The 24,237-nt window shown below is 40.1% G+C and carries 19 protein-coding genes; 14 read left to right on the top strand and 5 right to left on the bottom strand.

Translation table 11 applies throughout. From position 1 onward, the window contains the following. Positions 1–574 precede the first annotated feature (574 nt). From ESV85_RS13205 to ESV85_RS13220, 4 genes are all read left to right on the top strand, one after another. The gene (locus tag ESV85_RS13205; protein WP_146918337.1) at positions 575–3,862 is read left to right on the top strand and encodes a type ISP restriction/modification enzyme; all 3,288 of its coding nucleotides are present in this window, start codon (positions 575–577) and stop codon (positions 3,860–3,862) included. Further along, complete coding sequence (locus tag ESV85_RS13210; RefSeq protein WP_146918339.1) at positions 3,859–4,371, top strand: hypothetical protein; 513 nt, start codon at positions 3,859–3,861, stop codon at positions 4,369–4,371. Before ESV85_RS13205 ends, ESV85_RS13210 begins: the two co-directional genes overlap by 4 nt. Before the next feature lie 60 nt (positions 4,372–4,431). After that, positions 4,432–5,472, top strand: a complete 1,041-nt coding sequence (locus tag ESV85_RS13215) for a hypothetical protein (RefSeq protein WP_146918341.1) — start codon at positions 4,432–4,434, stop codon at positions 5,470–5,472. Positions 5,473–5,632: 160 nt separating this feature from the next. Beyond that, positions 5,633–5,992, top strand: a complete 360-nt coding sequence (locus tag ESV85_RS13220) for a hypothetical protein (protein ID WP_146918343.1) — start codon at positions 5,633–5,635, stop codon at positions 5,990–5,992. A gap of 106 nt (positions 5,993–6,098) precedes the next feature. Here the strand turns inward: ESV85_RS13220 and ESV85_RS13225 are convergent, their stop codons facing one another. Beyond that, positions 6,099–6,575 carry a hypothetical protein gene (locus tag ESV85_RS13225; RefSeq protein ID WP_146918345.1) on the bottom strand — a complete coding sequence of 159 codons (477 nt, stop codon included), beginning with the start codon at positions 6,573–6,575 and terminating at the stop codon, positions 6,099–6,101. 370 nt (positions 6,576–6,945) lie between these two features. Between ESV85_RS13225 and ESV85_RS13230 the strand changes: the two genes are divergently transcribed. The 5 genes from ESV85_RS13230 (at position 6,946) to ESV85_RS13250 (ending at position 14,005) form a co-directional block, all read left to right on the top strand. Beyond that, positions 6,946–7,623: a DUF1080 domain-containing protein gene (locus ESV85_RS13230; RefSeq protein WP_146918347.1), complete on the top strand. Its 678-nt coding sequence runs from the start codon at positions 6,946–6,948 to the stop codon at positions 7,621–7,623. A gap of 15 nt (positions 7,624–7,638) precedes the next feature. Next, positions 7,639–8,988: a Gfo/Idh/MocA family protein gene (locus tag ESV85_RS13235; RefSeq protein ID WP_146918349.1), complete on the top strand. Its 1,350-nt coding sequence runs from the start codon at positions 7,639–7,641 to the stop codon at positions 8,986–8,988. A gap of 504 nt (positions 8,989–9,492) precedes the next feature. Then, on the top strand, positions 9,493–11,892 hold the full coding sequence (locus tag ESV85_RS13240) for an ABC transporter permease (RefSeq protein ID WP_146918350.1): 2,400 nt from the start codon (positions 9,493–9,495) through the stop codon (positions 11,890–11,892). An 87-nt stretch (positions 11,893–11,979) separates the two neighbouring features. Continuing rightward, a complete protein-coding gene (locus ESV85_RS13245) occupies positions 11,980–12,663 on the top strand; it encodes an ABC transporter ATP-binding protein (RefSeq protein ID WP_146918352.1) in 684 nt (227 codons plus the stop codon). Next, entirely contained in the window at positions 12,641–14,005 is a 1,365-nt protein-coding gene (locus tag ESV85_RS13250) for a TolC family protein (protein ID WP_223275997.1), read from the top strand. Before ESV85_RS13245 ends, ESV85_RS13250 begins: the two co-directional genes overlap by 23 nt. A gap of 167 nt (positions 14,006–14,172) precedes the next feature. On the opposite strand, the gene ESV85_RS13255 is transcribed toward ESV85_RS13250, so the two are convergent. The 3 genes from ESV85_RS13255 to ESV85_RS13265 form a co-directional block, all read right to left on the bottom strand. Further along, positions 14,173–14,589 (bottom strand): GxxExxY protein, encoded by a 417-nt coding sequence (locus ESV85_RS13255; RefSeq protein WP_146918354.1) that lies wholly within the window; start codon positions 14,587–14,589, stop codon positions 14,173–14,175. A 207-nt stretch (positions 14,590–14,796) separates the two neighbouring features. Further along, a complete protein-coding gene (locus ESV85_RS13260) occupies positions 14,797–15,645 on the bottom strand; it encodes a flagellar motor protein MotB (protein WP_146918356.1) in 849 nt (282 codons plus the stop codon). Positions 15,646–15,863: 218 nt separating this feature from the next. Then, the gene (locus ESV85_RS13265; RefSeq protein WP_146918358.1) at positions 15,864–16,448 is read right to left on the bottom strand and encodes a DUF4136 domain-containing protein; all 585 of its coding nucleotides are present in this window, start codon (positions 16,446–16,448) and stop codon (positions 15,864–15,866) included. A 223-nt stretch (positions 16,449–16,671) separates the two neighbouring features. On the opposite strand from ESV85_RS13265, the gene ESV85_RS13270 reads away from it, so the two are divergent. Then, positions 16,672–17,256, top strand: a complete 585-nt coding sequence (locus ESV85_RS13270; protein WP_146918360.1) for a uracil-DNA glycosylase family protein — start codon at positions 16,672–16,674, stop codon at positions 17,254–17,256. Positions 17,257–17,446: 190 nt separating this feature from the next. On the opposite strand, the gene ESV85_RS13275 is transcribed toward ESV85_RS13270, so the two are convergent. Then, positions 17,447–18,370, bottom strand: coding sequence for an NAD-dependent epimerase/dehydratase family protein (locus ESV85_RS13275; protein ID WP_146918362.1), 924 nt, complete (start codon positions 18,368–18,370; stop codon positions 17,447–17,449). A 77-nt stretch (positions 18,371–18,447) separates the two neighbouring features. Between ESV85_RS13275 and ESV85_RS13280 the strand changes: the two genes are divergently transcribed. The 4 genes from ESV85_RS13280 to ESV85_RS13295 all read left to right on the top strand — a co-directional run bounded on the left by ESV85_RS13280 (position 18,448) and on the right by ESV85_RS13295 (position 24,233). Next, positions 18,448–20,091: an FAD-dependent oxidoreductase gene (locus ESV85_RS13280; protein WP_146918364.1), complete on the top strand. Its 1,644-nt coding sequence runs from the start codon at positions 18,448–18,450 to the stop codon at positions 20,089–20,091. Positions 20,092–20,878: 787 nt separating this feature from the next. After that, positions 20,879–21,220 (top strand): PadR family transcriptional regulator, encoded by a 342-nt coding sequence (locus tag ESV85_RS13285; RefSeq protein WP_146918366.1) that lies wholly within the window; start codon positions 20,879–20,881, stop codon positions 21,218–21,220. Next, entirely contained in the window at positions 21,210–23,816 is a 2,607-nt protein-coding gene (locus ESV85_RS13290; protein ID WP_146918368.1) for an ABC transporter permease, read from the top strand. The genes ESV85_RS13285 and ESV85_RS13290 overlap by 11 nt, the downstream gene beginning before the upstream one ends. A gap of 60 nt (positions 23,817–23,876) precedes the next feature. After that, on the top strand, positions 23,877–24,233 hold the full coding sequence (locus ESV85_RS13295) for an STAS/SEC14 domain-containing protein (RefSeq protein ID WP_146918370.1): 357 nt from the start codon (positions 23,877–23,879) through the stop codon (positions 24,231–24,233). Positions 24,234–24,237 lie beyond the last annotated feature (4 nt).

The raw sequence follows: 24,237 nt of genomic DNA on the forward strand, positions 1-24,237 counted from the left end.
TCGCGGCGGCGCGGCGGCGCAACGTTAAAAAAATCAATAACATCAGATTAGCTCCCGCTCTTCGTAGCTATGGGGAGGCGCAGAGGCGCAATGTTTTGAAACAAATTTTTTAAAGTAACGAGCACCGTCGGTGCGGATTATGTTATAGCCCCCGGTTTCAACCGGGGGTAAATTGATAAGGCAAAGTTTTTGGGTTTTGGCCGCGGGAATGTCAAGTGATTCAATGCCAGTTCGCCAAAACCAGGGGAGTTAAAGATTTAAAATCTAAAGTCGAACACATTTGAGATCCTGTGGTGGAAAAGGAATCTGTGATGTAACATAGAGCGGCCCTACAAGGGTTGAACTTATTTGAAAGGAATTACAAATCCCAAAAAAACAGAAAAGCGTAGATAATACCGATTATTATCGAGGGCTACGCTTAGTGAAGCTGAAATGATACCGACGGAAGGTGTATGATATGTGCATACCAGCCAATAACTCTTTATGATTTTTCCATTTCTTCACATAAAAACTGCTTTTCGTTTTCAGGGTAAATGATATCTTTAGGGAGTTCTTTTTTACCAACCCATTTTTCATGACTGTATCTGATTACCTCCAGAGTATAAATACTAGGTATAAACTTGGTCACGCTACTGAACATACTTTTCGTGGTGATTTACAAAACCTCATCGAGTCCCTCGTTCCTAACATCTCCGCGACCAACGAACCTAAGCGTCAAGCCTGTGGTGCTCCGGATTACATTCTTACGAATAAAAAGGAAATTCCCGTCGGCTTCATTGAAGCAAAAGACATAGGGGATTCAGATCTGAAAGGCGTCAAAAAGAACGGAAACAAAGAGCAATTCGACCGATACAAAGGATCTCTGGACAACCTGATCTTTACCGATTACCTCGACTTTTACTATTACAAAAACGGGGAACTCGTTACTTCCATTTGCATCGGTGTGGTGGATGGTGGAAAAATCCTTCCCCTTCCCCATAATTTCCCTGCTTTCGAACTCCTCATCAAGGAGTTTACCACGCATATCAGCCAAAGTATCAAAAGCCCAAAGAAACTGGCTGAGATGATGGCAGGCAAAGCTAGAATGCTGGCCAATGTGATCGAGAATTCCCTCAATTCGGATGTGATGAATCAGGAGAATTCCACCTTGAAAGAGCAGATGAATGCCTTCAAGGAAATCCTGATTCATGACATTACGCCAAAGGAATTTTCGGATGTATATGCCCAGACGATCTCCTACGGGATGTTTGCGGCGCGGCTTTACGACGAGACCTTAGATTCCTTTTCCAGACAGGAAGCTGCCGAACTGATTCCCAAGTCCAATCCTTTCCTGCGAAAGCTATTCCAATACATCGCTGGCTATGACCTCGACGATAGAATCACCTGGATCGTGGATGCGTTGGCGGATATTTTCCGGGCTGCTGATGTGAACGCCATTCTGAGCAACTTCGGCAAAGCCACCCAGACCGAGGATCCCATCATTCACTTTTACGAGACCTTCCTGAGTACCTACGATCCCAAGCTGCGCAAAGCCCGTGGGGTTTGGTACACGCCGCATCCCGTGGTGAACTTTATCATCCGTGCTGTGGATGATATTCTGATCGATGAATTTGACCTGCCGATGGGATTGGCGGATACGTCCAAAACCACTATCAAAGTACCCATCGCTACGCACGACAAACGCTTCTCTGGCGGTATGCGGGAAGTGGATCAGGAAGTACATAGAGTACAATTCCTCGATCCGGCTACCGGCACGGGTACCTTCGTGGCGGAGGCGATCAATCATATCTATTCCAAATTCAAAGGACAGCAGGGTGTATGGAATTCCTATGTGGAAAATCACCTGCTGCCCCGCATCAACGGCTTCGAGCTCCTGATGGCATCCTATGCCATGGCGCATCTGAAGCTGGATCTGGTGCTCAAGCAAACTGGCTATACGGGCACCAAAGGTCAACGCTTCCGCATCTACCTTACCAACAGCCTAGAGGAATACCACAAGGATACAGGTACGCTCTTCGCCAACTGGCTTTCTGCCGAGGCCAACGAAGCCAATCAGATCAAGCGGGATGCTCCTGTGATGATCGTAGCTGGAAATCCACCTTATAGTGGAGAAAGCTCGAATAAAGGCGAATGGATTATGAATCTGATGGAGGATTATAAAAAAGAACCTGGAGGAAAAGAGAAACTTAAAGAGCGAAATCCAAAATGGATCAATGATGACTATGTAAAATTCATCCGCTATGGACAGCACTTTATAGAGAAAAATGGATCTGGTATTCTAGCCTTTATCAATCCCCATGGATTTTTGGATAATCCAACCTTCAGAGGAATGCGATGGAATCTGCTAAAAACTTTTGATAAAATCTATACCATTGATTTGCATGGAAATTCTAACAAGAAAGAAACTGCGCCTGATGGAAGCAAGGATGAAAATATTTTCGATATTAAACAGGGTGTGTCAATTAATATCTTTATTAAAAAGTCACCAAAAAATGATGATAAATTATCAAAATTGTTTCATAAAGATCTTTATGGTAAAAGGGAAGCCAAATATAGATATTTAGTTAATACTTGCTTCTCAAAAATTGACTTTAAGGAAATTGTTGTTAAACCTCAACTCTATTCATTTATAGGACGAGATGATAAAAAACAAAGTGTATATGAAAAAGGAATGTCAATTTCTAAGTTGTTTAATGAATCATCAGTAGGTATAGTTACAGCTAGAGATAATTTTACGATTCATTTTAATAAATGTGATCTTGAAATGACTATTAAAGAGTTTCTGTCTTTAGAAGATGAAGTAGCTCGTAGAAAATTTGACTTAGGTAAAGATGTAAGAGATTGGAAAGTGGCTTTTGCAAGAAATGATTTAAATAATAACTATCCAAATAAGGGTTCATTTGAGCAAATATCATATAGACCATTTGATAAAAGAGTGACATTTTATACCGGAAATTCTAAAGGATTTCATTGTTACCCTAGATTTAATATAATGAGAAATCTAATTAGTGAAAAGAATTTAGGACTTATTACGGCAAGAAGTAATAAATCAGAATCGTGTGATCATTTTTTTATTACAAAAAATATAATGGAGGCTAAATGTGGTGAAAGGACTACTCAATCAGCTGTTTTCCCTCTCTATCTCTACCCAGATTCCGATTCCCAACTTTCCCTAGATTCAACAAGCACCCGAACTCCCAATTTTGATCCAAAGATCGTAGCAGAAATCGCCAAGGGATTGGGGTTGAAGTTTGTTGCGGAGCCCTTCGACGTCGCTCAGGGTGACACGAGAACCATGTTTGCGCCGATAGATTTGCTGGATTACATCTATGCAGTGTTGCACTCTCCGAGCTATAGAGAGACGTACAAGGAATTTTTGAAGATAGATTTCCCTCGAGTGCCTTATCCTACCGATGTGGAGGAGTTCTGGAGACTAGTCGCCCTAGGCGGCGAACTCCGATCCCTGCACCTGATGGAAAGCCCAAGTCTAAACGACTACATTACCCAATACCCCGTAGGTGGTGAAAACGAAGTCGAGAAGCCGCACTTCGTCATTGCGAGCGACGCAGGAGCGAAGCAATCTGTATCAGAGGAACAGATTGCTTCGGCAAAAAGCCTCGCAATGACGGGGAAAGTCTATATCAACTCCGAACAATACTTCGACGGCGTACCCGAACTCGCCTGGAACTTCTACATCGGCGGCTACCAACCCGCTCAAAAATGGCTCAAAGACCGCAAAGGCCGCACCCTAGATTTCTCCGATATACTGCATTATCAGAAAATCATCAAGGCGCTTGTCGAGACTGATAGGGTGATGAGGGAGATAGATGGGGAGGATATTATGAAAGGAGGTGAGGGATGAATGCATATGTAATTAACTGGTATGGGCCATATGATGATACAACAATTAAAGAAGTTGAATTTAGTAGATGTTTGTATATGATTACTGGGTACTCAAATAAAGATTTAAAAAAGATAAATAAAGGAGATACTACAGATATACATAAAACTATACTTTATAGTGGCATTACTATGAGGAAAGTCAGAAAAAGATTGAATGACGGTAAACATAAGCATTGGAGTTTAGAGTCTGAGCCTGATTTTTGGATTGGCAAAGTGGAGATAGCAACTACTTCAAGGTATTTATTAGAAAAGATAGAGCATATTATTATTAATTTTTGGAGCCCAAAACTTAATAGTAGAAAAAAACTAACTAAACCAAAGCATAAATTAGTGTTAGTGAACCAATGGAGATTTGCTGATAAAACTACAAGAGTTATTAAATATCATGTTGCACAAAAGCTTCCAGATTTAATATTTTTTAATGGGGAAGACTGGTATTGTAGCGAAAGATTAGTGGAGTTTGAATGAGTTTGTTGCTGAAATTATTTAGCGAGATCAAATTTTTATAAAAATTAAAAGTATATGATAATGAAACGATCAGGGTATGTAGCTAACCTCAGAAAACAATATGAAATATTACATTCTTCGATATATAATATTTTAGACCCAGCTAGAGAACTGCCTATTAAAGGAATTTATAAGGTGATACGTGTGCTTGGTGACTGTGATAAGGCTTTTAACGATACCATGAAAGTTGTCTGTAATTGGAAAGAGGATCAAGATGATTTGTTTTTCGATGAATTTGAATTAACGATAGACTTGAAGTGTCTTATAGATGAATGTAAAAACCCAAAAGATGATTGGTTTAAGAATAATAATATCGATCAAAGAAGATTTTTTTTATGGGATAATATTAGTTATTATAATCTTAGAATTAATAAAGTTGATGCTTCGTGTATAGAATGGGATTTTTTCTACAAAAATAATAATATCAATTTCTCTATGAATATGAAAGGTCAAGCTCCAATGGTACGACACCCATTATTTGATCCCGAAAATAATTCTAATAATGATGTACCTAAAATATATGTTACCTCTAATGAGACAATGGATTATTTTAAAAATCTGTATCCTGGATACGAAATAATTCTTGTTTCAGAAAGGGAAATTTTTGATGCGGAAAGTTTTAAATACTTTGAAGAATATTCTAAACTTTGCGAAAGATTCGGGAAATTAAATGCAAAGACAATTCCAGTTCCAGGAATTTATCGAATCAATTTCGTTTATATGATTCAGAGCGACTTAGGTTTTGATAATGGTGTTAAGTTTCTTGGAAAAGCAAATTATTTGAGGGAGGTAGTTGATCAGGAGTATGTGTTTGATACATCATTTTCCGTCGTAATACGATTAAACTCTCTTGCTAATATTAATTCAAGTAATCCCACACTAAATATAGACTTACTGAATAATTTATCATTTAGGAGGGATTCTTCCGTTAAATTTCCTGAGTTAGTAGTAGATACTTGTAAATATTTTTTTATTAGAATTAATGACATACAATTGGAAAAGGGTTCATACTGTGTTGATTGGGATTTAATTCAAGTTGTTGAACTTGCAAAATGTGATTGATTTCATTGGTTATTAGTTTCTTAACCATTTACAAGTTGAACCCCTTCTGGGTGTAGTATTGCCTTTTGACTAAGCGGAGTTTGTAACTCCGCTTTTCTATTTTTTGGAAATTGAAATTCCATTTCCGAAACAAAAAATTTGGCTAAAGCCTAAAACAACCTTGCTATCACTTTTGCCTCCAGCTAAAGCAGGAGGCAACGCAGCCAACACCAGCAGGAATTGGAATGTGGCTTTAGCCAAATTCCCTAAAAGCTACCATAGCTTTACCGACCCTACATTTCATCCGTTTCCTGATCTAGATCTATTTTTTGTTGATCTAATTCATCTTTTTGCTGATCTAGATCTAGATGTTGTTGATCTAATTCATGTTTTTATTGATCTAGCTCTGCTTTTCGATGCGCTAGCTCATGAATTTGTTGATCTAGTTCTACTTTTTGTTGATCTAGATCTAGTTTGTGATGCTATAGATCATGATTTTCTAGATCTAGTTCTATTTTTTATAGATCTCTCGGGTTCTTAGTGGCACTTGGCCTAGGTTTCTGAGCTTTCTGAATAGTGGGACTCGCCTACAAAAAAAGCCGAAGTCAATCGACCTCGGCTTTTACTACTGGGTAATAAGCAACTTCTTACTCTGCTGATCCTGCCATTTCTTTTGGGCCCTGATGTTCAAATCGCTTTCTCAGTTCGTCATAGATCGCCTGAGCTCCCGGTACTCCCATTTTGGCGGCGTACTTGATAGAATTGTAATAAATACGTGCCTGATCATAGGCCTCCGAGCCAGTCAAGCTGATCGTGTATTTAAAGGACTCCAACAATTGCTCCAGCGCAACCATAAAAGGTTTGAGTTGCTTGTATGCATCCAGATCCTTTTTCATTTCCTCTACCTCTAGAAAAGGCGGATTGAATTGGGGATTGGAAATAGCAAATTCCGTTGCCTTCTCTACGAACGGCAACGTACCGTCAGCCATCTTGGTCAGACGCTTGGCTCTGCCCTTGGTAAGGGATGTGAAATAAGGATCCATAGTAGTTTGGATGTCCTGGATGTCCCCGCGCACCTTAATGATGTCTGCTTCTGGGATCACAATAGAGATTAGATTCTCCATAAAAATTTGTGTTTAAGGTAAAAGATTCATTAAAAACTGTATAAAATTTAGTTCTTAAAATATTAAAATTCAATAGGTTAGGCTGAATATTTTTGCAAACACATAGATGTATTCTTAATCTAGCACATGGAGTGCCGTTTTCATACTCTTTTTCTTACCTATCATTTATCTGATAGCTCTGAAAGTCTTAGTACTTTGTACTACATACATTGCACTTCTCACAAACTATCTTTTCCGAAAAAATCAATAAATAACCCTAGAAGTAAATAAAATTTTTAATTAAGTTTTTTTATCCCAAAATTGACATGAAACGTTAAATTGCAGTCCAGTTTTATCGATTGATTACAATAAACGCTCTAAATAATCTTTCATGTCCAAATCAAATTCTTTTTACTTTCTGGCACTTTTTGCTCTTGCAACGCTTCTAGCCTCATGCAGTTCGCAAAAAAGCAGTTCCGGTAAAGGCTTCGTCCAACTTTTCAATGGGGAAAACCTTGATGGTTGGGTAGGTAATAAAACTTCGTACAGAGCAGAAGATGGCATGATCGTCATTGATCCCAAGGGAACTGGTGGAGGAAATCTATTCACTGAAAAGGAGTATGGAGACTTTATCCTTCGCTTTGAGTTTCAACTCACTCCTGGAGCCAACAATGGTCTAGGTATTCATGCGCCGCTAGAAGGAGATGTAGCTTATGTAGGCAAGGAGCTTCAGATTTTGGATAATACGGCTGATAAATTTGCAGAGCTGGAAGAGTACCAGTACCACGGTTCAGTTTATGGCGTTATTCCTGCAAAACGTGGGTTTCAGAAACCTGTGGGCGAGTGGAATAAGCAAGAAGTGATTGTCAATCATCCACACATCAAAATCATCCTGAATGGAGAGACAATTCTAGATGGAGATTACCTAGAAGCAAGCAAAAACGGTACATTGGATCATAAGGAGCACCCGGGATTACAGCGCAGTTCTGGGCACATTGGCTTTTTAGGTCATGGTGATGTAGTCCGTTTTAAAAATATAAGTATCAAAGAATTAACAGCAACCAAGTAATAACTTCAATAAGAAATGAGTAAGAAAATAGAAAGTATTGATCGTAGAGACTTTGTCAAAAAGAGTGGTTTAGGGATTTTAGGTGCTGCTTTAGCTCCTTCTCTTTTGGCCAGATTAAATGCCGGTGAACGCCTAAGAACAGCACATATTGGTCTTGGCGGTATGGGAATGGCTGATTTGGATGCTATTTCTTCACATGCATTAGTAGATGTTACAGCTCTTTGTGACGTGGATAGTGTGAATCTGGCGAAAGCTAAAGCACTTCATCCAAACGCAAAAGTCTATTCAGATTATAGAGAATTGCTCAAAGAGATGGGCAATAAAATCGATGCTGTGGTAGTGTCTACTCCAGATCATACACATGCGCCTGCCTCTATGATGGCTATGGAAATGAACAAGCCAGTGTATTGTCAGAAGCCTTTGACTCACCATGTGAGTGAAGCTAGAGAAATGAGCAAGATGGCGACTGAAAAGAATTTGGTAACTCAGATGGGTATCCAGGTTCACTCTTTCTATGATTATAAATTGGCTACTCTGCTTATCCAGTCTGGAATCATCGGTAAGGTGCATACCGTACGTGCTTGGTCTCCAAAAGTCTGGGGTTACGATGGGCCTGAGCCAGAAGGATCTGATCCAATTCCTGCAAACCTTGACTGGAACCTATGGCAGGGAACTGCTTCAGAGCGTCCATACAAGGAAGGTTTTTATCATCCTGGAAATTGGAGAAAGATAATGGATTACGGCTGTGGTACACTTGGAGATATGGGTGTGCATATTTTTGATACTCCGTATAATGCATTGGAACTTGACGTGCCTCGCACGATCATCAATGAATGCCGTGAACCTACTGGTTTTGGCTTCCCTGCTAATAACATAGTGACTTATGAGTTCCCAGGCACTAAGCATACTGCAGAATCGCTGAAGTGGGTTTGGTATGATGGAATCGGAGCTCCAGAATCGCATGAAGATTTGATGCTTCCAAATGGAGATGAATTGCCTGATCAAGGTGCGATGTTTATGGGAGAAAAAGGCAGATTGTTATTGCCACACTTCCAGCAGTTGCCACGCAAAATCGTAGATGGCAAATATGTGGAAATGGACATAGAATCATTCAAGTTGGGCAAGCCTGTGAAAGATTATGATGGAGAAAGCAAGAAGCATTACCACCAGTTTGTGGATGCCTGCTTGGGCAAAGACCAGACTTCGGCGCCATTCTCGTATGCATCTAGATTGACAGAAACTATCCTACTTGGCGTGATCGCTGGCAGATTCCCTAACGAGACACTACACTGGGATAGCAAAAAAGCGAAGTTTGCTGAGAAGAAAGCCAATAAATTTCTTAAAGGGAAGTATCGTAAATTCTAGTATTAAGACTTAAGTATCAAGACACAAGAAATAAGACTCTGGTTATTGAAAATTGAACATTGATTATAGATCATTGAGAATTGAGGTTATGCTGTCAGGTCGAGCGTCCCGATAGCTATCGGGATCGAGACCATAATTAGTAATCACTTCGACTTCGCTCAGTTTGACATTGAACTTGAATATTGAACATTGAGAATTGAATCTTGATCATTGCCTTTGTGCGCTGGCGAACAAAAATGTTCGAGAAAGCAAACCTGATATACATGTTAAAATGCCTCTGGAGTTAATTCAGAGGCATTTTTTTATGGCATAAAAGTGGAAAAGAATGAATTGAATTTAAAATGTAGAATTGAAAATTTGAGTTGTCACCCTGAGCGAAGTCGAAGGGTAGATTCATTAAGGAAGGAATTATCGACACTGAACCTGAAATAATGCCTAATGATGAAGGTCGAATAATGAATAATGAAGTAGCCCAAGTGAGAATACTAATTTAACTATCCAATCATGTGGAAAAACTACCTTAAAATATCCTTTCGAAATTTGCGGAAACGCAAGTTGTACACTGGCATCAACCTGATTGGGTTGACGATAGCTATTGTAAGTTTTTTGGCGATTTGCCTGTATATACAGCATGAGTGGAGCTACGATAAAATGTATGCTGATTACGATAGAATCTACAAATTCAATCAGGAATTTGTTTCCCAAGGTGAAAGCCAGCTAGTCAGCTCTACACCCTCCAGTCTGATTCCTACGCTGATCGAGGAAATCCCAGAGGTGGAGACAGGTACCTTGGTTTTTGATATTAGTATTTTTTCATCTGTGCTGATAGATGCTGGTGAAGGGAATCAGGAGGAGCAATCCTTTGCCTATGCTGATGAAAACTACTTTAAAGTATTTGATTTCGAGTTGTTGTCAGGTAATCCGGCCTTGGTTTTGGCGGAGCCAAATCAAATTGTACTAACAAAAAGTACCGCAGAGCGCTATTTCGGTGATACTGGATCTGCTTCGGGTAAAGTCCTGAAAGTAGACGGCAAAGATTTTACTGTGTCTGGAGTCATGCAGGATTTCCCGAGCAACAGTCATATGGAGTTTGACTTTATAGCATCATTCAAATCTCACAGACATGGTATTGAACCGGAATGGTCCCCAAGCAACTACTATACTTATGTGAAGCTAAAGCCCGGTACAGATGTGGCGGCTTTTGAGGATAAAGTTGAGCAAATCAAGGAAAAGTATCTCGGTAAAGACCTAGCAGAATATGGCTACAAAACAGCCTTTTTCTTACAGCCAGTTAGTCAAATACACTTGGGAGATCAATCTCTTGGCAGCATAAAGCCAGGAACTGATATTCGGTACTTATACATATTTGGTATAGTTGCTTTGCTACTTATCGCAATTGGTATTATCAATTATGTGAATTTGGCTACTGCAGAAGCTACCGAGCGCAACAAGGAAGTTGGGCTGCGCAAAGCTATGGGTGCTGGTCGCGGACAGTTATTTGGGCAGTTCGTATCTGAATCCATGTTACTCACTTTTGGTGCTACTGTGTTGAGTGTGCTGTGTCTTTATTTGATTTTGCCTAAATTCTCTTCAATTGGTGGAGTGCCACTAAGTATGGATTCTTTGATGAACCCCATCGGTATTGGTTTTATGGTTGGCTTGATTGCGATTGTAGGTTTGCTTGCCGGTATGTATCCTTCCTTGATTTTGTCAGGAATGGAGCCTATCAAAGCATTGGCAAATAAGACGAAAATGGGTGGGGGCGCATGGGTTAGAAAATCCCTGGTGGTTTTCCAGTTCTTTGTTTCCATTGGACTGCTGATCGCGACTTTTATCGTGAAAAGTCAATTGGACTACATGCAAAATGTAAGTTTGGGATACGACCGTGAGCAGGTTGTGGCGCTAACATATCACTACAACATGCGAAATGTAGCCGAGACTATGAAGTCAGAAATGCTGAAAAGCGGCGCAGCTACTTCCATAGCACTGGCAGGAGATATGCCTATACATATCAAAGCAGGATATAAGATTTTTCCAGGTGGTGACAATCAGCGTGAGTTTATGATCACGGGATATTCCACCGATGAAGACATTGTAAAAACATTAAACCTAGCAATTCTTGCGGGTACTGATCTCAATGAAAATGATATTTCCAGAGCTGAGGCAAATGAAAGTAAAGCCATAGTCCCTATCATTCTGAATGAATCAGCCATCAAGGAAATGGGCTGGGAACCTGAAGAGGCGATAGGAAAGATTGTGAATTTTGGCTTCTCAGATGCAAGAATTAAGGCTGTTGTAAGCGATTTTTATTTCAACTCCATGCACGAGAATATTGGCCCGCTTGGGATATTTAAAGACCAGGGAAATGCTAACGTGATGCTGGTAAAAATACCTTCTGGAAACCCTAGTGCTACACTTGCTTCTTTGGAAGAAGTATGGAAAAATTTTGTACCCGAGCGACCATTTAATTACCGATTTATAGATCAGGAATATGCTCAGCTTTATCGCTCTGAAGAGCGAGTGGGAGTGATCTTTACGCTGTTTTCAGGCATAGCAGTCTTCATCGCCTGTATGGGATTATTTGGGTTGGTATCCTACGTAGCTCTTCGTAGAACCCGGGAAATCAGTATTCGAAAAGTGCTTGGAGCTACGCAAAAAGATATAGTGTCTGTACTTGCTTCGGATTTCTTCAAGTTGCTCTTAGTAGCTTCGGTTTTGGCAATTGGATTTGGACTTTGGTTCTCTGACACTTGGCTTCAGTCCTTTGCCAATAAAGTTGAATTCTCACCTATGCCTTATATTTTAGCCATTATGCTGGTATTATTATTAGCAGGTTTGACTATAGGATATAGAAGTTGGAAGGTGTTCAGACTGAATCCTGCCAAAACCTTAAAAAGTGAATAAAATTTAAAATGAAAAATTAGAGTTGGGTAATCTTCCAATCCGCCACGGCGGACAAGTATTTTCAATTTTCAAATATTTCAATTAAAAATGATAGAATTAAAAAACCTGGATAAATACATCGAATCACGATTTCAACGTGTATTTATCCTCAAAGGAATAGATCTTACGATTAACGAAGGGGAATTCATCACGCTCATGGGGCCAAGTGGTGCGGGGAAATCTACTCTACTAAATATCCTTGGTTTGCTGGACGAGGATTACGCTGGGGAGTACCTCTTTGGTGACAGAAGCATCAAATCAATGAAGGACCGAGAGCGTGCAGCACTTCACAAAAGCGAGTTTGGATACATTTTCCAAGCTTACCATTTGATTGACGAATTGACGGTGTATGAGAATATCGAGACACCACTTTTGTATAGAAAAGTATCTTCTTCTGAGCGTAAAAGTATTATCGCTGATCTTCTTGACCGGTTTAACATGGTTGCGAAAAAGGATCTTTTCCCAGCACAACTATCTGGAGGTCAGCAACAATTAGTAGGCATAGCTAGGGCTGTAGCGGGTAAACCACGCGTACTTCTAGCAGATGAGCCTACTGGGAATTTGCACTCGGGACAGGCTAGGGAAATCATGGAAGTCTTTCAGGAATTGCACCGCGAAGGAACTACAATTATTCAAGCTACCCACGCACGGGAAAATGCGGATTACGGCACTCGATTAATCGATATGCTGGATGGAAAAATAGAAAAAGATGAAGCGATTATACATGTATAAAAAGTTTATAACCCTATTTATCCCGATAGCTATCGGGACAATACTGTTATCGGGTGCGATTCAGGCTCAGGATACGGTGAGAATTAATTTTCGTCAAGCGGTGGATTTGGCTTTGGCATCCAATGTGGCTTATCAAATTCAGGCGAATAATATGGAAGTTCTAAAGCTGCAAAAGCAGTCAGCTCTTCTTTATCATCTCCCAAATGCAAATATCAACACCTCATTTTCTCAGCAGTCTGGACAGCAGTTTCAGCAAATAGAAGGTGAAATAGTCGTTACCAACGTAACCAATGAAGTAGTAAATGCAGGACTGAATATGAGTATGCCTATTTTCAATGCTGGCAGAAGAATTTTGGATACTCAGTCCGCTAAGTTGGCGTACGAAGCTGGAGGAAAAGGCTTGGATAGAGCTTCTCAGCAAGTAATGTTTGATGTGGCCAGAAGATATCTTCAAGTACTTTTGGATCAGGAGATAGTGAGGATTTCTAAGGAGAACCTTGAGAATCAACAAGAGCTATTAAGGCAAATCGAAGGCTTTTTGGAAGCGGGTTTGAGAACGATGTCGGACAAATACAATCAGCAATCTGAAGTCGCTAGATTGGAATCGGTGGTCGTAGATGCAGAGCTGCAATACCAAAATGATATTTGGGATTTGTCAGAGTATTTGCAGCTGGAAGCAGGAGTAGTACCCGTTTTGGAGTCAGTTGATCCTAGGTCAGAGGGGGCTAGATTTGAAGGAATGAGTATGCCGGAATTGTATGATATAGCTCAGGCTAACCGAGCTGATGGTACACAGCAGGAGCTTCTGGTGACTTCTTTTAAAAAAGATATGCAGGCGATCAAAGCAATGTATTATCCGAGACTTGGGGCATTTTATAATTACAACACCTTCTTTACTTCTTTGGATGATAGAAATCTACAGGATCAACTTTGGAAGGTGTACCCGCAAAACACACTAGGTCTTAGCCTAGCAATTCCAATTTTCAATAATTTCCAAAACAGATTGGATGTAAGTAGAAGTAGAGTGGCGTATAAAAATCAGATTTTGCAAAATGAATCGGTAAACAGAAAAATCTACCAAGACGTGAAACTTGCTTACCTAAACTATATGGCCGCTGTGAAAAAGGAGGGAAACACAGGCATACAGGTAATGGCAGCTGCAGAAGCACAAAATGCAATCAGCGAGCGTTTCCGTCTAGGGATTTCCAATTTCGTTGACTTGGCTACATCCAATCAGCAACTGGTTAGCGCTCAGGCTGATCAAGCTCAGGCTATTTACACCTTGTTCTTCCAGGAAGTATTGATGCAGCATGCTTTGGGTACGTTGGAGGTGTTGAAGTAGGATTTTCGTTTTAACCACATAGCCACATAGATTTCATAGGAAAGGGTCAGAGCATTTTCTTAAATTATTAGGCTATGCTTACTATGTGTCTATGTGGTTTTCATTTTTTCTCTTCCCTAAGAAAAGGACTAAGGAGTAACAGTTATATGTTACATTTTCTTATCAGGCTATTCTCTATCAAGTATCTCATAATACTTACTGATGAATGTCTTTTGACCATGATGGAAAATATTTACCACGTTGAAATTGATAAGTATTCCCTTCGGTGCTTTTAATAAATTTAGATAATTAATGATCTGCGCATGGTGAATTGGGAGGATTTCAGATACAGATTTTATCTCAACAACTACCTGGCTTTCTACCAAAAAGTCGCACCTAAGTTGAGTGTCTAAAAAGTGACCTTTATAATCAATAGGAATGGTTAATTCACTTGCAAATTTTATGTCTTTGGTTTCTAATTCGATTGCAAGACATTTATGATAAATGCTCTCTAAAAGGCCTGGACCCAAATACTTATGGACTTCTATTGCTGCCCCAATGATTTGGTATGATAAGTTGTCAATTGATTTTTGGGTTGATCTCATCTTTTTATCAAAATATAGGGATTTTCAAAAAGATATTCAGAACCTTTTAGCACGTTATTAAGATGGCTGGTTACAAACCCTGTTAATGTGCGATCAAACTGACTTTTATCAATTACTCATTGTTTCTTAAGCTAAAAACATAAAAAAAGCAGGCTCTAGAGCCTGCTTTTTCGGTTGTGGTGGTTAAAATAGTTGGTTGTTATTATCTTAAAGCATCGCAAAGAACATATCCAAATCAGGAATCAAAACGATTCTAGTTCTTCTGTTGATAGCCATGTTTTCAGGAGTGTCATTATCCACAAGTGGCATGTAACTAGCTCTACCTGCAGCGATCATTTTCTCTGGTGCCACGTTATATTGCTCTTGAAGTTTTCTGATAATACTTGTTGCTCTCTTCACAGAAAGATCCCAGTTATCCTGAATTACTCCTGTTGAGATCGTTCTTGGATCTGTATGTCCTTCCACCATTACTTGTAGGCTTGGTTCAGCATTGATTAGCTCAGCAAGTTTTTGTAGCAAAGGATCTGCTTTTGAGTTGATTCTATAACTACCTGTATTAAAAAGTAGCGCATCAGAAACAGAGATCATTACGACGGTTTGGTCTATACTGATATCGATCTCATCTTCTTGTCCTGCTTCGGTAGTAGAAGTGATATTTTTCTTAAGATTGTATTCAACTGCGAGATTTACTGAATCTTCCAAAGTCTGCGCTTGAGCCAATAAAGCTGGATCCACATTCGCTAAGGTTTGCTTCATTTTCTCCTTAGAGTTTTTCGATATTACGGTTGCACCTTCTATGCTTAACATGCCATCATTCTGCATGGTCAACGCATCATTGGTATCGCGAAGTGAGTTGATTCTAGAATTGTATTCTGCAACTCTATTCTCGATGATCTGCATTTTCTCTTCCAACTCAGCTTTTTCTTGCTCAGTGGTAGCAAGTTCAGTTTGAGTTCTATAAAGATTGCCTTCTAGTTCGGTGTATTTTTTCTTTGAAACACATGACACCATCACAGTGGCGCTCAAAAGTCCGGTTATAATTAGTGATTTTTTCATAGTTGATTTCTTTGTCTTTCTATCTACTATTTCAAAGCTATTGCCACAACTGAAAACCGATAATATTTTGGGTCAAATGATCACATAACATGCGTTTTAAGTCAATAGAAGCATATTTTTCAAAAAGAAGAAGTCCCAAAATCTATTTGGGACTTCTTCGAAAAACTGTGGAATACCTACACAGGTTGATTAACTAATTGCTCAGAAACATATATTCATCAATCCATTAAGCGATTGATGACTTTAAATTCATTCATAACTCTATAGGCAGCCCTAGTAACGTCAGATTGAAAGTTTGGAGAATCTGAATCAAAATTGGCAGCAGTATAGCCTTGCCAAATTGTATTTCCTCTTTTACTATCGATCACATAGATCACGAGCATTCCCTGGTTTTGAGTATATCGTACTTGATTGTAAGTCTCGTCTTTTTCCTGATCCTTGTCTAGCTCACCTTCTTCCGTTTCAGGCACTGTTCCTACGCGCTTCAGCCAATAGTCAAACTCCGGTTGTACGTATCCACGATAACGAATAGAATCCATGAAGATTTTATAACTCACCAATAAATCAGGTTTTGAATCTTGTTCTCTGAAACCTTGAGAACCCAATCTAGCGCCGATTGTAGCGCTTAATACCGGAGATATCATGCTGGTGTCTTTTTCAGTAGGAACTACAAAGGCGAATGTTTTATACTTTTTGAAAGAAGCTTGATAATTGTAGTCATAGTCAGTGACATAATCTTTGGAAGAAAAGCATCCCACACAAATAAAAATAAGGAGGGTGAAAAGTAAGTAAGTATTTTTCATGGCATTTGCTTGTGAGTGGTTGAAAGATATTTTACTAAGTACGAACTAGGGGGGTTAGATGGATTTAACTAAAATTAACACCAACATGTTTAAATTAATGAGTTGTAGTTCAGGTGAATAGCTTATTAATTTACCATTATTTCAGGATAAAAATGGTTATGCTTTTTATTTCCTTCTTTTTTTTCATTCAAAATGAGTAGTAAAATCAATAAAATATCGGCTGATGGATAGTTTTGAGAAATTAGTAACTGAAGCAAAGGCTTGTCGATTATGTGAATCATTCCTGCCGCTAGGTCCCCGTCCAGTATTTTCTATACGTCCTACAAGTAAGATTCTGGTGATAGGTCAAGCTCCCGGCACAAAAGTCCATGCTACAGGTATTCCCTGGAATGACCCAAGCGGAGATGAATTAAGACGATGGTTAGGAGTGGATAGGGATGTGTTTTATAATCCGGAAATTTTTGGGATTATGCCCATGGGCTTTTGCTATCCGGGTAAGGGAAAAGGTGGAGATATGCCGCCAAGGCCTGAGTGTGCCCCTACTTGGCATCAGAAAATGATGAATCAGATGCCTGAGGTGAAATTGACATTACTTATTGGGCAGTATGCACAGAAGTTCTATTTGGGTGAGCGCCGAAAGAAAACGCTAACTGAAACGGTAAGGAATTTTGAATTGTACTTACCAGAGTATATCCCGCTAGTGCATCCCTCTCCACGTAATCTGATGTGGAGGAGGAGAAATCCTTGGTTTGAAGAAGAAGTGGTACCGACGCTCCGTGAGCGGGTTCATGAGTTGATTCGGGTATAGATTAAAATCTTTTAGTTGTGGTTTCTGGCTGAAAATTAGTTTGTAATCTACGACTCTGAAAATCGAGCAAGTGACTTTTTAATTGCTATGATTTGGAAAAAAACAGGTATCATATGATGCTTCTTCATTCCTTTCACCAGAAATCTCCTTGCGGTAATAAATACTCACGCAGTACCAGTCTATAATAACCTCAGCTTTTTAGACAAACTCTCAATCCCTCTTTCATCAATGTTGGTTTGAGACCATAGGCTTTTTCAATCTTGGAGGAGTCAAAGCAATAGTCTGAATCTGACTGATAGCGAAGCTCAATAATTTCTTTCATTACAGGCATGAAAATCCCCAAAGTAGAGACAAGCCAGGCTGGCATCACTTGGATATTGAGCTGGGTGCCTAGCTGATGATTGACCATTTCCACGATTTCTTTTCCCGTAGGGTAAGAAGAATCAGTAGGGAGATTCCAGGTTTGATTCCATGCATCATCTTGTAGCGCAAGAAAGGCTGTAGCTTTCCCGGCATCAGGGATGTATATGAATGAATGTTTTTTATCTGCTGAATACAGCCAATGTGCACCTTTACCTGCTATCATTCGCTTGATTACTATTTCGTTTAGAAAGGAATTGCTGGCATTAGGTCCATAAAAATCAGGAGCACGAGCTACTAAAGCAGTGAGTTTTTTAGCTTTTACCTCTGTCCAAAGCATGTCCAAAATCTGCTTTCTCACTTTGCCTTTTCTGCTTTCAGGTTTCAAAGGAGTTTCTTCAGTGAGATGTCCAATATGCGCAGGATCACACGCGTACATGTTGTCGAAGAAAACCAATTTTGCTCCATGGGTTATGCAGGCATCCAGCGTATTTCTCATGATTTTTGGCCAGTCTCTTTCCCAAATAGCAGTTTTGTACTGGATTCCCGCTAATAGGAAAACGACTTCAGCTCCTTTCACCGCCTCAGATACAGCAGCTGCATCCAATAAATCTCCTGAGAAGAGTTGATCTTTATCATTCACTTTTTGAGGCTTCCGGCTAAATTGGCGTACCTGTATTCCTGACTTGTTGAGTTCAGCAGATACAACTTTGGCAATGTTGCCGTTGGCACCGAGTATAGTATGGATAGGCATAAGGTGAATTAGTAGTCTTGGAGAAAATGGTTTATTTTGAAAATTCAATTTCAACTTCCCAAGATAAGTTATTCACTATGAAATTTTTATCCAGCCTTTTTATCCTATTGTTATCCTTTTCCTGCCAACCTGAAAGTACTTCTGACTATGACGCCGACCTGATTATTTATGGTGGGACTTCAGCAGCTATCACAGCGGCGGTGCAGGCTAAGAAGATGGGCAAGTCTGTCATTATAGTTTCTCCTGATAAACACTTGGGAGGTCTGTCTTCCGGTGGATTGGGATATACGGATACGGGAAACAAATCTGTAATTGGTGGTTTGGCGCGTGAGTTTTACCATCGCGTTTATATACATTACCAAACCGATTCGGCCTGGAAGTGGCAGAAAAAGGAAGAGTACGGCAACAAAGGGCAAGGTACGCCTGCGATGGACGGGGAGAATCGAACCATGTGGATTTTTGAACCCCATGTAGCAGAGCAAATTTTCGAGGATTTTACAAAAGAGAATGAGCTGGAAATACACCGAGATGAATGGCTGGATAGGGAGACTGGCGTGACAAAAGAGAATGGGGAGATCACTCAGATCAAGACGCTATCAGGCAAAACCTATAGAGGAAAAGTATTTATCGATGCGACATACGAAGGAGATCTGATGGCCGCTGCTGGTGTGAGCTTTCACGTGGGTAGGGAATCTAATTCGACTTACGGTGAAAAGTGGAATGGTGTGCAAGTGGGCGTATATCAGCATCGACATTATTTTGACAAGAATATTAGCCCTTATATTATCGCTGATGATCCTTCGAGCGGATTACTGCCTGAAATATCAGCTGATCCTTCTGGAGAGAATGGTGAAGGAGACAAGAGAATTCAAGCATATAATTATAGAATGGCGCTTAGTCGTCATCCTGACAATAGAGTGCCCTTTGCGAAACCAGATAACTACGATCCAGCTCGCTATGAACTCCTGGCTCGGGTCTATGCAGCTGGACGGGATGATACTTTTGAGAAGTATGATCCAATTCCAAATCTGAAAACGGATACCAATAACCACGGACCTTTTTCGACTGATTATATAGGGAAGAATTACACTTATCCTGAAGCTAGCTATGAAGAGAGAAAGCAAATTCTTCAAGAGCATATTGACTACCAGAAAGGTTTGATTTACTACTTGGCAAATGATCCCAACGTGCCGGCTGTAGTTCGTGAAGAAATGACGCAATGGGGATTGGCGAAGGATGAGTTTACAGACAATGGAAACTGGCCACATCAGATCTATGTACGTGAAGCGAGACGAATGATAGGTGCTTATGTAATGACTGAACACGATGTACTTGGTGCTAAATCTGTTCCTGAGCCAGTAGGAATGGGTTCATATTCCTTGGATTCACATAATGCGCAGCGATTTGTGACCTCAGACGGTTTTGTGCAAAATGAGGGTGATATAGGAGTTCATGCTGAGAAACCCTATTCTATTTCTCTGGGAACACTTTTACCCAAAAAAGAAGAATGCACCAATCTGCTTGTTCCTGTGTGCGTCTCGAGTTCACACACGGCTTTCGGTTCGATCCGAATGGAGCCTGTTTTTATGATCTTGGGACAGTCAGCCGCTGCCGCAGCTTCCTTGGCAATTGATCAAGGGATTCCAGTTCAGGAGCTGAGTTATGCCGATTTAAAGGTCGTTTTGGATAAGGAGAAGCAGATTCTAACGCAGAAAAAGTAGTTTTTTTGAAAATTTTTAACCGCGGTGGACACGGATGATTACGCAGAGAGTACATATTGTGCTATCCTGCTTCTCCAGAAGCAGGATTTATTCTTATTTGCGATTTAGTGAAGCTTTCATCTCTGAATATTTTTTATTGTGTATATCCGCTTTTCTGCCAGTGTACAATTTTTGATAACTTATCTGTTTGATAATAGTATTCGTTTCCTTTGAAAAAATCCGAAGGATTGAAACAATTCATAACCCTCGGCAAAGCCGGGGGCAACGAAAAACGTTAGAAAAATAAAGCCCCGAAGGGGTGTAACTGTAAAGTTTCGCCCTTTTAGGGCTTTAGAATATTTGAAGCTTTCTTTGCCCTGCACTTCGTAAAGGGTTATGAATGGTTTGACTCCTTCGGAGCCTGTCAGACGACAAGCGGACTTGTCCAGAAATTATCGTATTGCTGGTTACCAAAAATATGGGTTAAATTATCTTTAGTTCATCGGGGTTATACTTTTACAAAGGGGGATATTCATAAAACACAATTGAGATTTCTCTCATCTAAGGAAAAAAGGGCTGAAAACTCAAAATACCCTAGCCCAGTCCGATAGGGCTGGGTGGAAAAAGGTAATTCATTTGCACAAGCTCTGAAAGAGCGAAATACATATGCCTATTTAAGTTTTCTGATGATCCAATTCAGGCTTGAGATCTAAGTGAAAATTGCCTGCAATATCTTTATTCTAATATCATTTACAAATATAAAAGTAATGTATTGCATTTACTTTTGTAAATATAATAAAAGACGTTTATGAAAGGCTATCATTTGGGTGAATTGGAAGAGTTGATTTTGCTGACTGTGGGGATCTTGGATAAAGAGGCTTACGGCGTCGCTGTATTGGAAGAGATCAAAAATCAAACAGGTAGAAAAGTCAATATATCGGCAATTCATACGGTCTTGAACAGATTGGAAGAAAAAGGCTTTTTGAAATCCTACATGGGAGGCGCGACTGAAGAAAGAGGAGGGAGAAGAAAGCGCCTATTCACACTTTCGGCAACAGGCAGGTCGGCTATCGAAGAAGTCAAAAATCTTAGAAATAAACTTTTTGAGCAAATTCCTCCATTGGCTTTAGACTTTTCCCATGGATACTAAGCTAAAGCATCACCCACCCAAATGGCCAGATCGTTTTCTGGAATTCTACTGCAATCCCAGTCGATTGGAGCAAATACAGGGAGATGCCTATGAGCTTTTTTATATGAATTTGGAGGAGCGGGGAGTAGGCTATGCCAGATTCCGATTTTTCATTCACGTGCTCAGCTTTTTCAGGTGGGGCAATATCAGACGAACAAGACCTTCTTATCAGACTTATAACCACGGAGCAATGTTTAAGAACTACATGAAAATAGGCTGGAGAAATCTTCTCAAGCAAAAAGGAACCACCTTTATCTCGATTTTTGGGCTAGCCGCTGCGGTGGGTTGTTGTTTGGTTGCCTATCTGTTTATTGAGCAAGTTTGGTTCAAGGGCATGCATCAGGAGAATAAAGATGAGATTTACCAGATTACTTATACGGCCGAAGGTGAAAATGGAAAAACCACTTTTGGGACTATCGCTGAACCTATATCGGAAATGATCAGCGAAGCATTGCCAAATGTCAAAGCGCAAACACGCATTCAGATAGATTTACCAATTCTTATTCACAAAAACGAAAGTTACTTCCAGCGTGCCCAATACGTGGATCCAGGATACATGGAGATGTTTACTTATTCCATGTTGTATGGCTATCCAGGTGCTTTGAACGAACCTGAGCAAGTTATCCTGACTGAAGAGCTTTCCGAAAAACTCTTTGGCGACACTCATCCCATAGGTCAGGAAATCGCATTAGTTTCTAATGGAGAGGAAAAGATCTTTAAAGTAGGAGGGGTATTCAAGGAATTCAATGACATGGAGATGTTCAATTTTGACCTGTTGGTGAATATTTCCAATCGCTCAAATGCCGAATTGACTCTGCCTCTTAAAGATGCTTGGAAGTCAGAATTGTGGACATTTATTCAGGTGGAAAATGGGACGGATCTTGGGGATCTAAATGCAGGTTTTGCTGAAATGGTGAAGACCCAGAATAAAATAGATCCTGAAAATCCTTACCTGAGCATTCAGCTAGAATCTTTCAATGATTTGGTCAAAAATTCAGAGAACATAGAAAGAGGTGTGGTTAGCTTCTTGGCCGTTGCTCCGCAGCTACTGCTAGCGGCAATCGGTACTTTCATATTGATTTTGGCGGTGTTCAATTACATCAATATTTCCATACTGATGGCTTTCAGACGACTCAAGGAAATAGGTGTTCGTAAGGTGATTGGTAGCAATAAGGGGCAATTGATCGCTCAGTTTCTCAGTGAAAATCTCATGGTCTGCTTTATGGCTATAGTGCTGGGTTGCTTGTTGGCAGCCTTTATTTTCGTGCCTGGATTTAATGATATAGCTTCTAAAAATCTTAAAATAGACCTCTTTAATGATGCATACATTTGGCTGTTTTTGGGAGCAATGTTGTTATTCATCACCTTGGTTTCCGGATTGTATCCTGCTATTTATATCACCTCCTTTAAACCTATCAATATCCTTAAAGGCAATCAGCAAATTGGAAGTAAAAGTCTTCTGACAAGTGTCTTGCTGACTTTCCAGTTTACGCTCGCGATCATAAGTATAGTAGCAGGAGTTGCTTTTGTGCAGACGAATTACATCAATTCAAATCGAGACTGGGGATATACTAGTGCGGACAAGATCATTGTAAATGTGCCTAGTTCTCAAGACTATATTCCTCTTAAAAACAAGCTCTCTGCACTCGCTTCTGTTACGGAAATCAGTGGTAGTCAAGATTTCGTAGGGAATTGGATAAGGGAGGAGGAAATAGTTTTTCAGGATGAAAAGTATGAAATCAGCCTTCTGAATGCTGAGGCTACTTATCCGGAATTGCTTGATTTAAAATTGAAAGAAGGACGAATGTTCAATCCGGAACTGATCTCTGATACACAGGAATCTATTCTGGTGAATGAAGCTTTTCTTGATCGGCTAGGCCTTAGCTTTCCTGTGGATGAAAAAATCACCATTGATAGTGCAAGCTATGCAGTGGTAGGAGTGGTGGAGGATTTTCACACAGTTTTCTTCCAGATGTCTATTGAGCCTATGGCGATCAGAGCATCTCCGGACACTACATTTAATTACCTCACGCTGAAAATGACTCCGGGAACGGCGGCATCTTCCATGCAGGCAGTGAAAAAAATCTGGCATGAAACGATCCCACGCGGTCTTTTTACGGGAAAATTGCAAACTGAGGTATTTGACCATGAGTTCAATGATGTAAAGGGAGTAAGCAACATTCTCTTGTTCTCCGCGATACTTGCTGTGGTTTTGGCAGCACTGGGACTCTTTGGATTGGTGTCTTTGAATATGAATTCCCGCATCAAAGATTTCTGTGTGAGAAAAGTGTTTGGTGCCGATTTGGGTGACTTGTCCATGAAGCTAGCCAAGCGATATTTGATTATTTGGGGAATTGCCTCGCTGTTGGGTGGAGGATTGTCGATTGTTCTTGTTTCTACTTTTCTCAATAGCTTCTTCGCTTTCAATTCAGGCGTAGGGGTGATTCCCTTAGGTCTTGGGCTTTTGGTTTTATTTCTCGTAATCGCCGGGACAGTCAGTTCTCAGATTTGGAAAATAGTGAGAGCTAATCCCGCTTCCATCTTGAAAGCAGAATGATAAGATAGAAGTCCGAAGTGCCGGCACCTAAACACTTTGTGTTTAGCGCGGTTTAAAGGAATGATGGAGGTTAATTATTCTCAGAAAAAAGGATTGATAAGCTACGTGATCAATGGAAAAATCACAGCCGATGATATGCGTCAGTTGCAGGAGGCAAGAGATCAACTGGCTGAAAATAGTGCCTTAAAAGTATTGGCGATTGTAATTTCTTTCAAAGGCTATAAGAGCTTTGAAGGGATGAAAAATGCTTTATTAGGCGATTGGAGAATGCTTCCTAAGCTTTCCAAATACGCCATGCTCACAGATAGTACTTGGCTGCGGGCTTTGATTTTTATTTTAAACCCCTTGGTGCTAAAAAGTGAGCTGAAAGCATTTCCCTTGCGAGATCGCAAGTTAGCCGATAGGTGGTTGGAGTAGCTTT

Source organism: Algoriphagus aquimarinus (genome assembly GCF_007997215.1).
GTDB lineage: Bacteria > Bacteroidota > Bacteroidia > Cytophagales > Cyclobacteriaceae > Algoriphagus > Algoriphagus aquimarinus_A.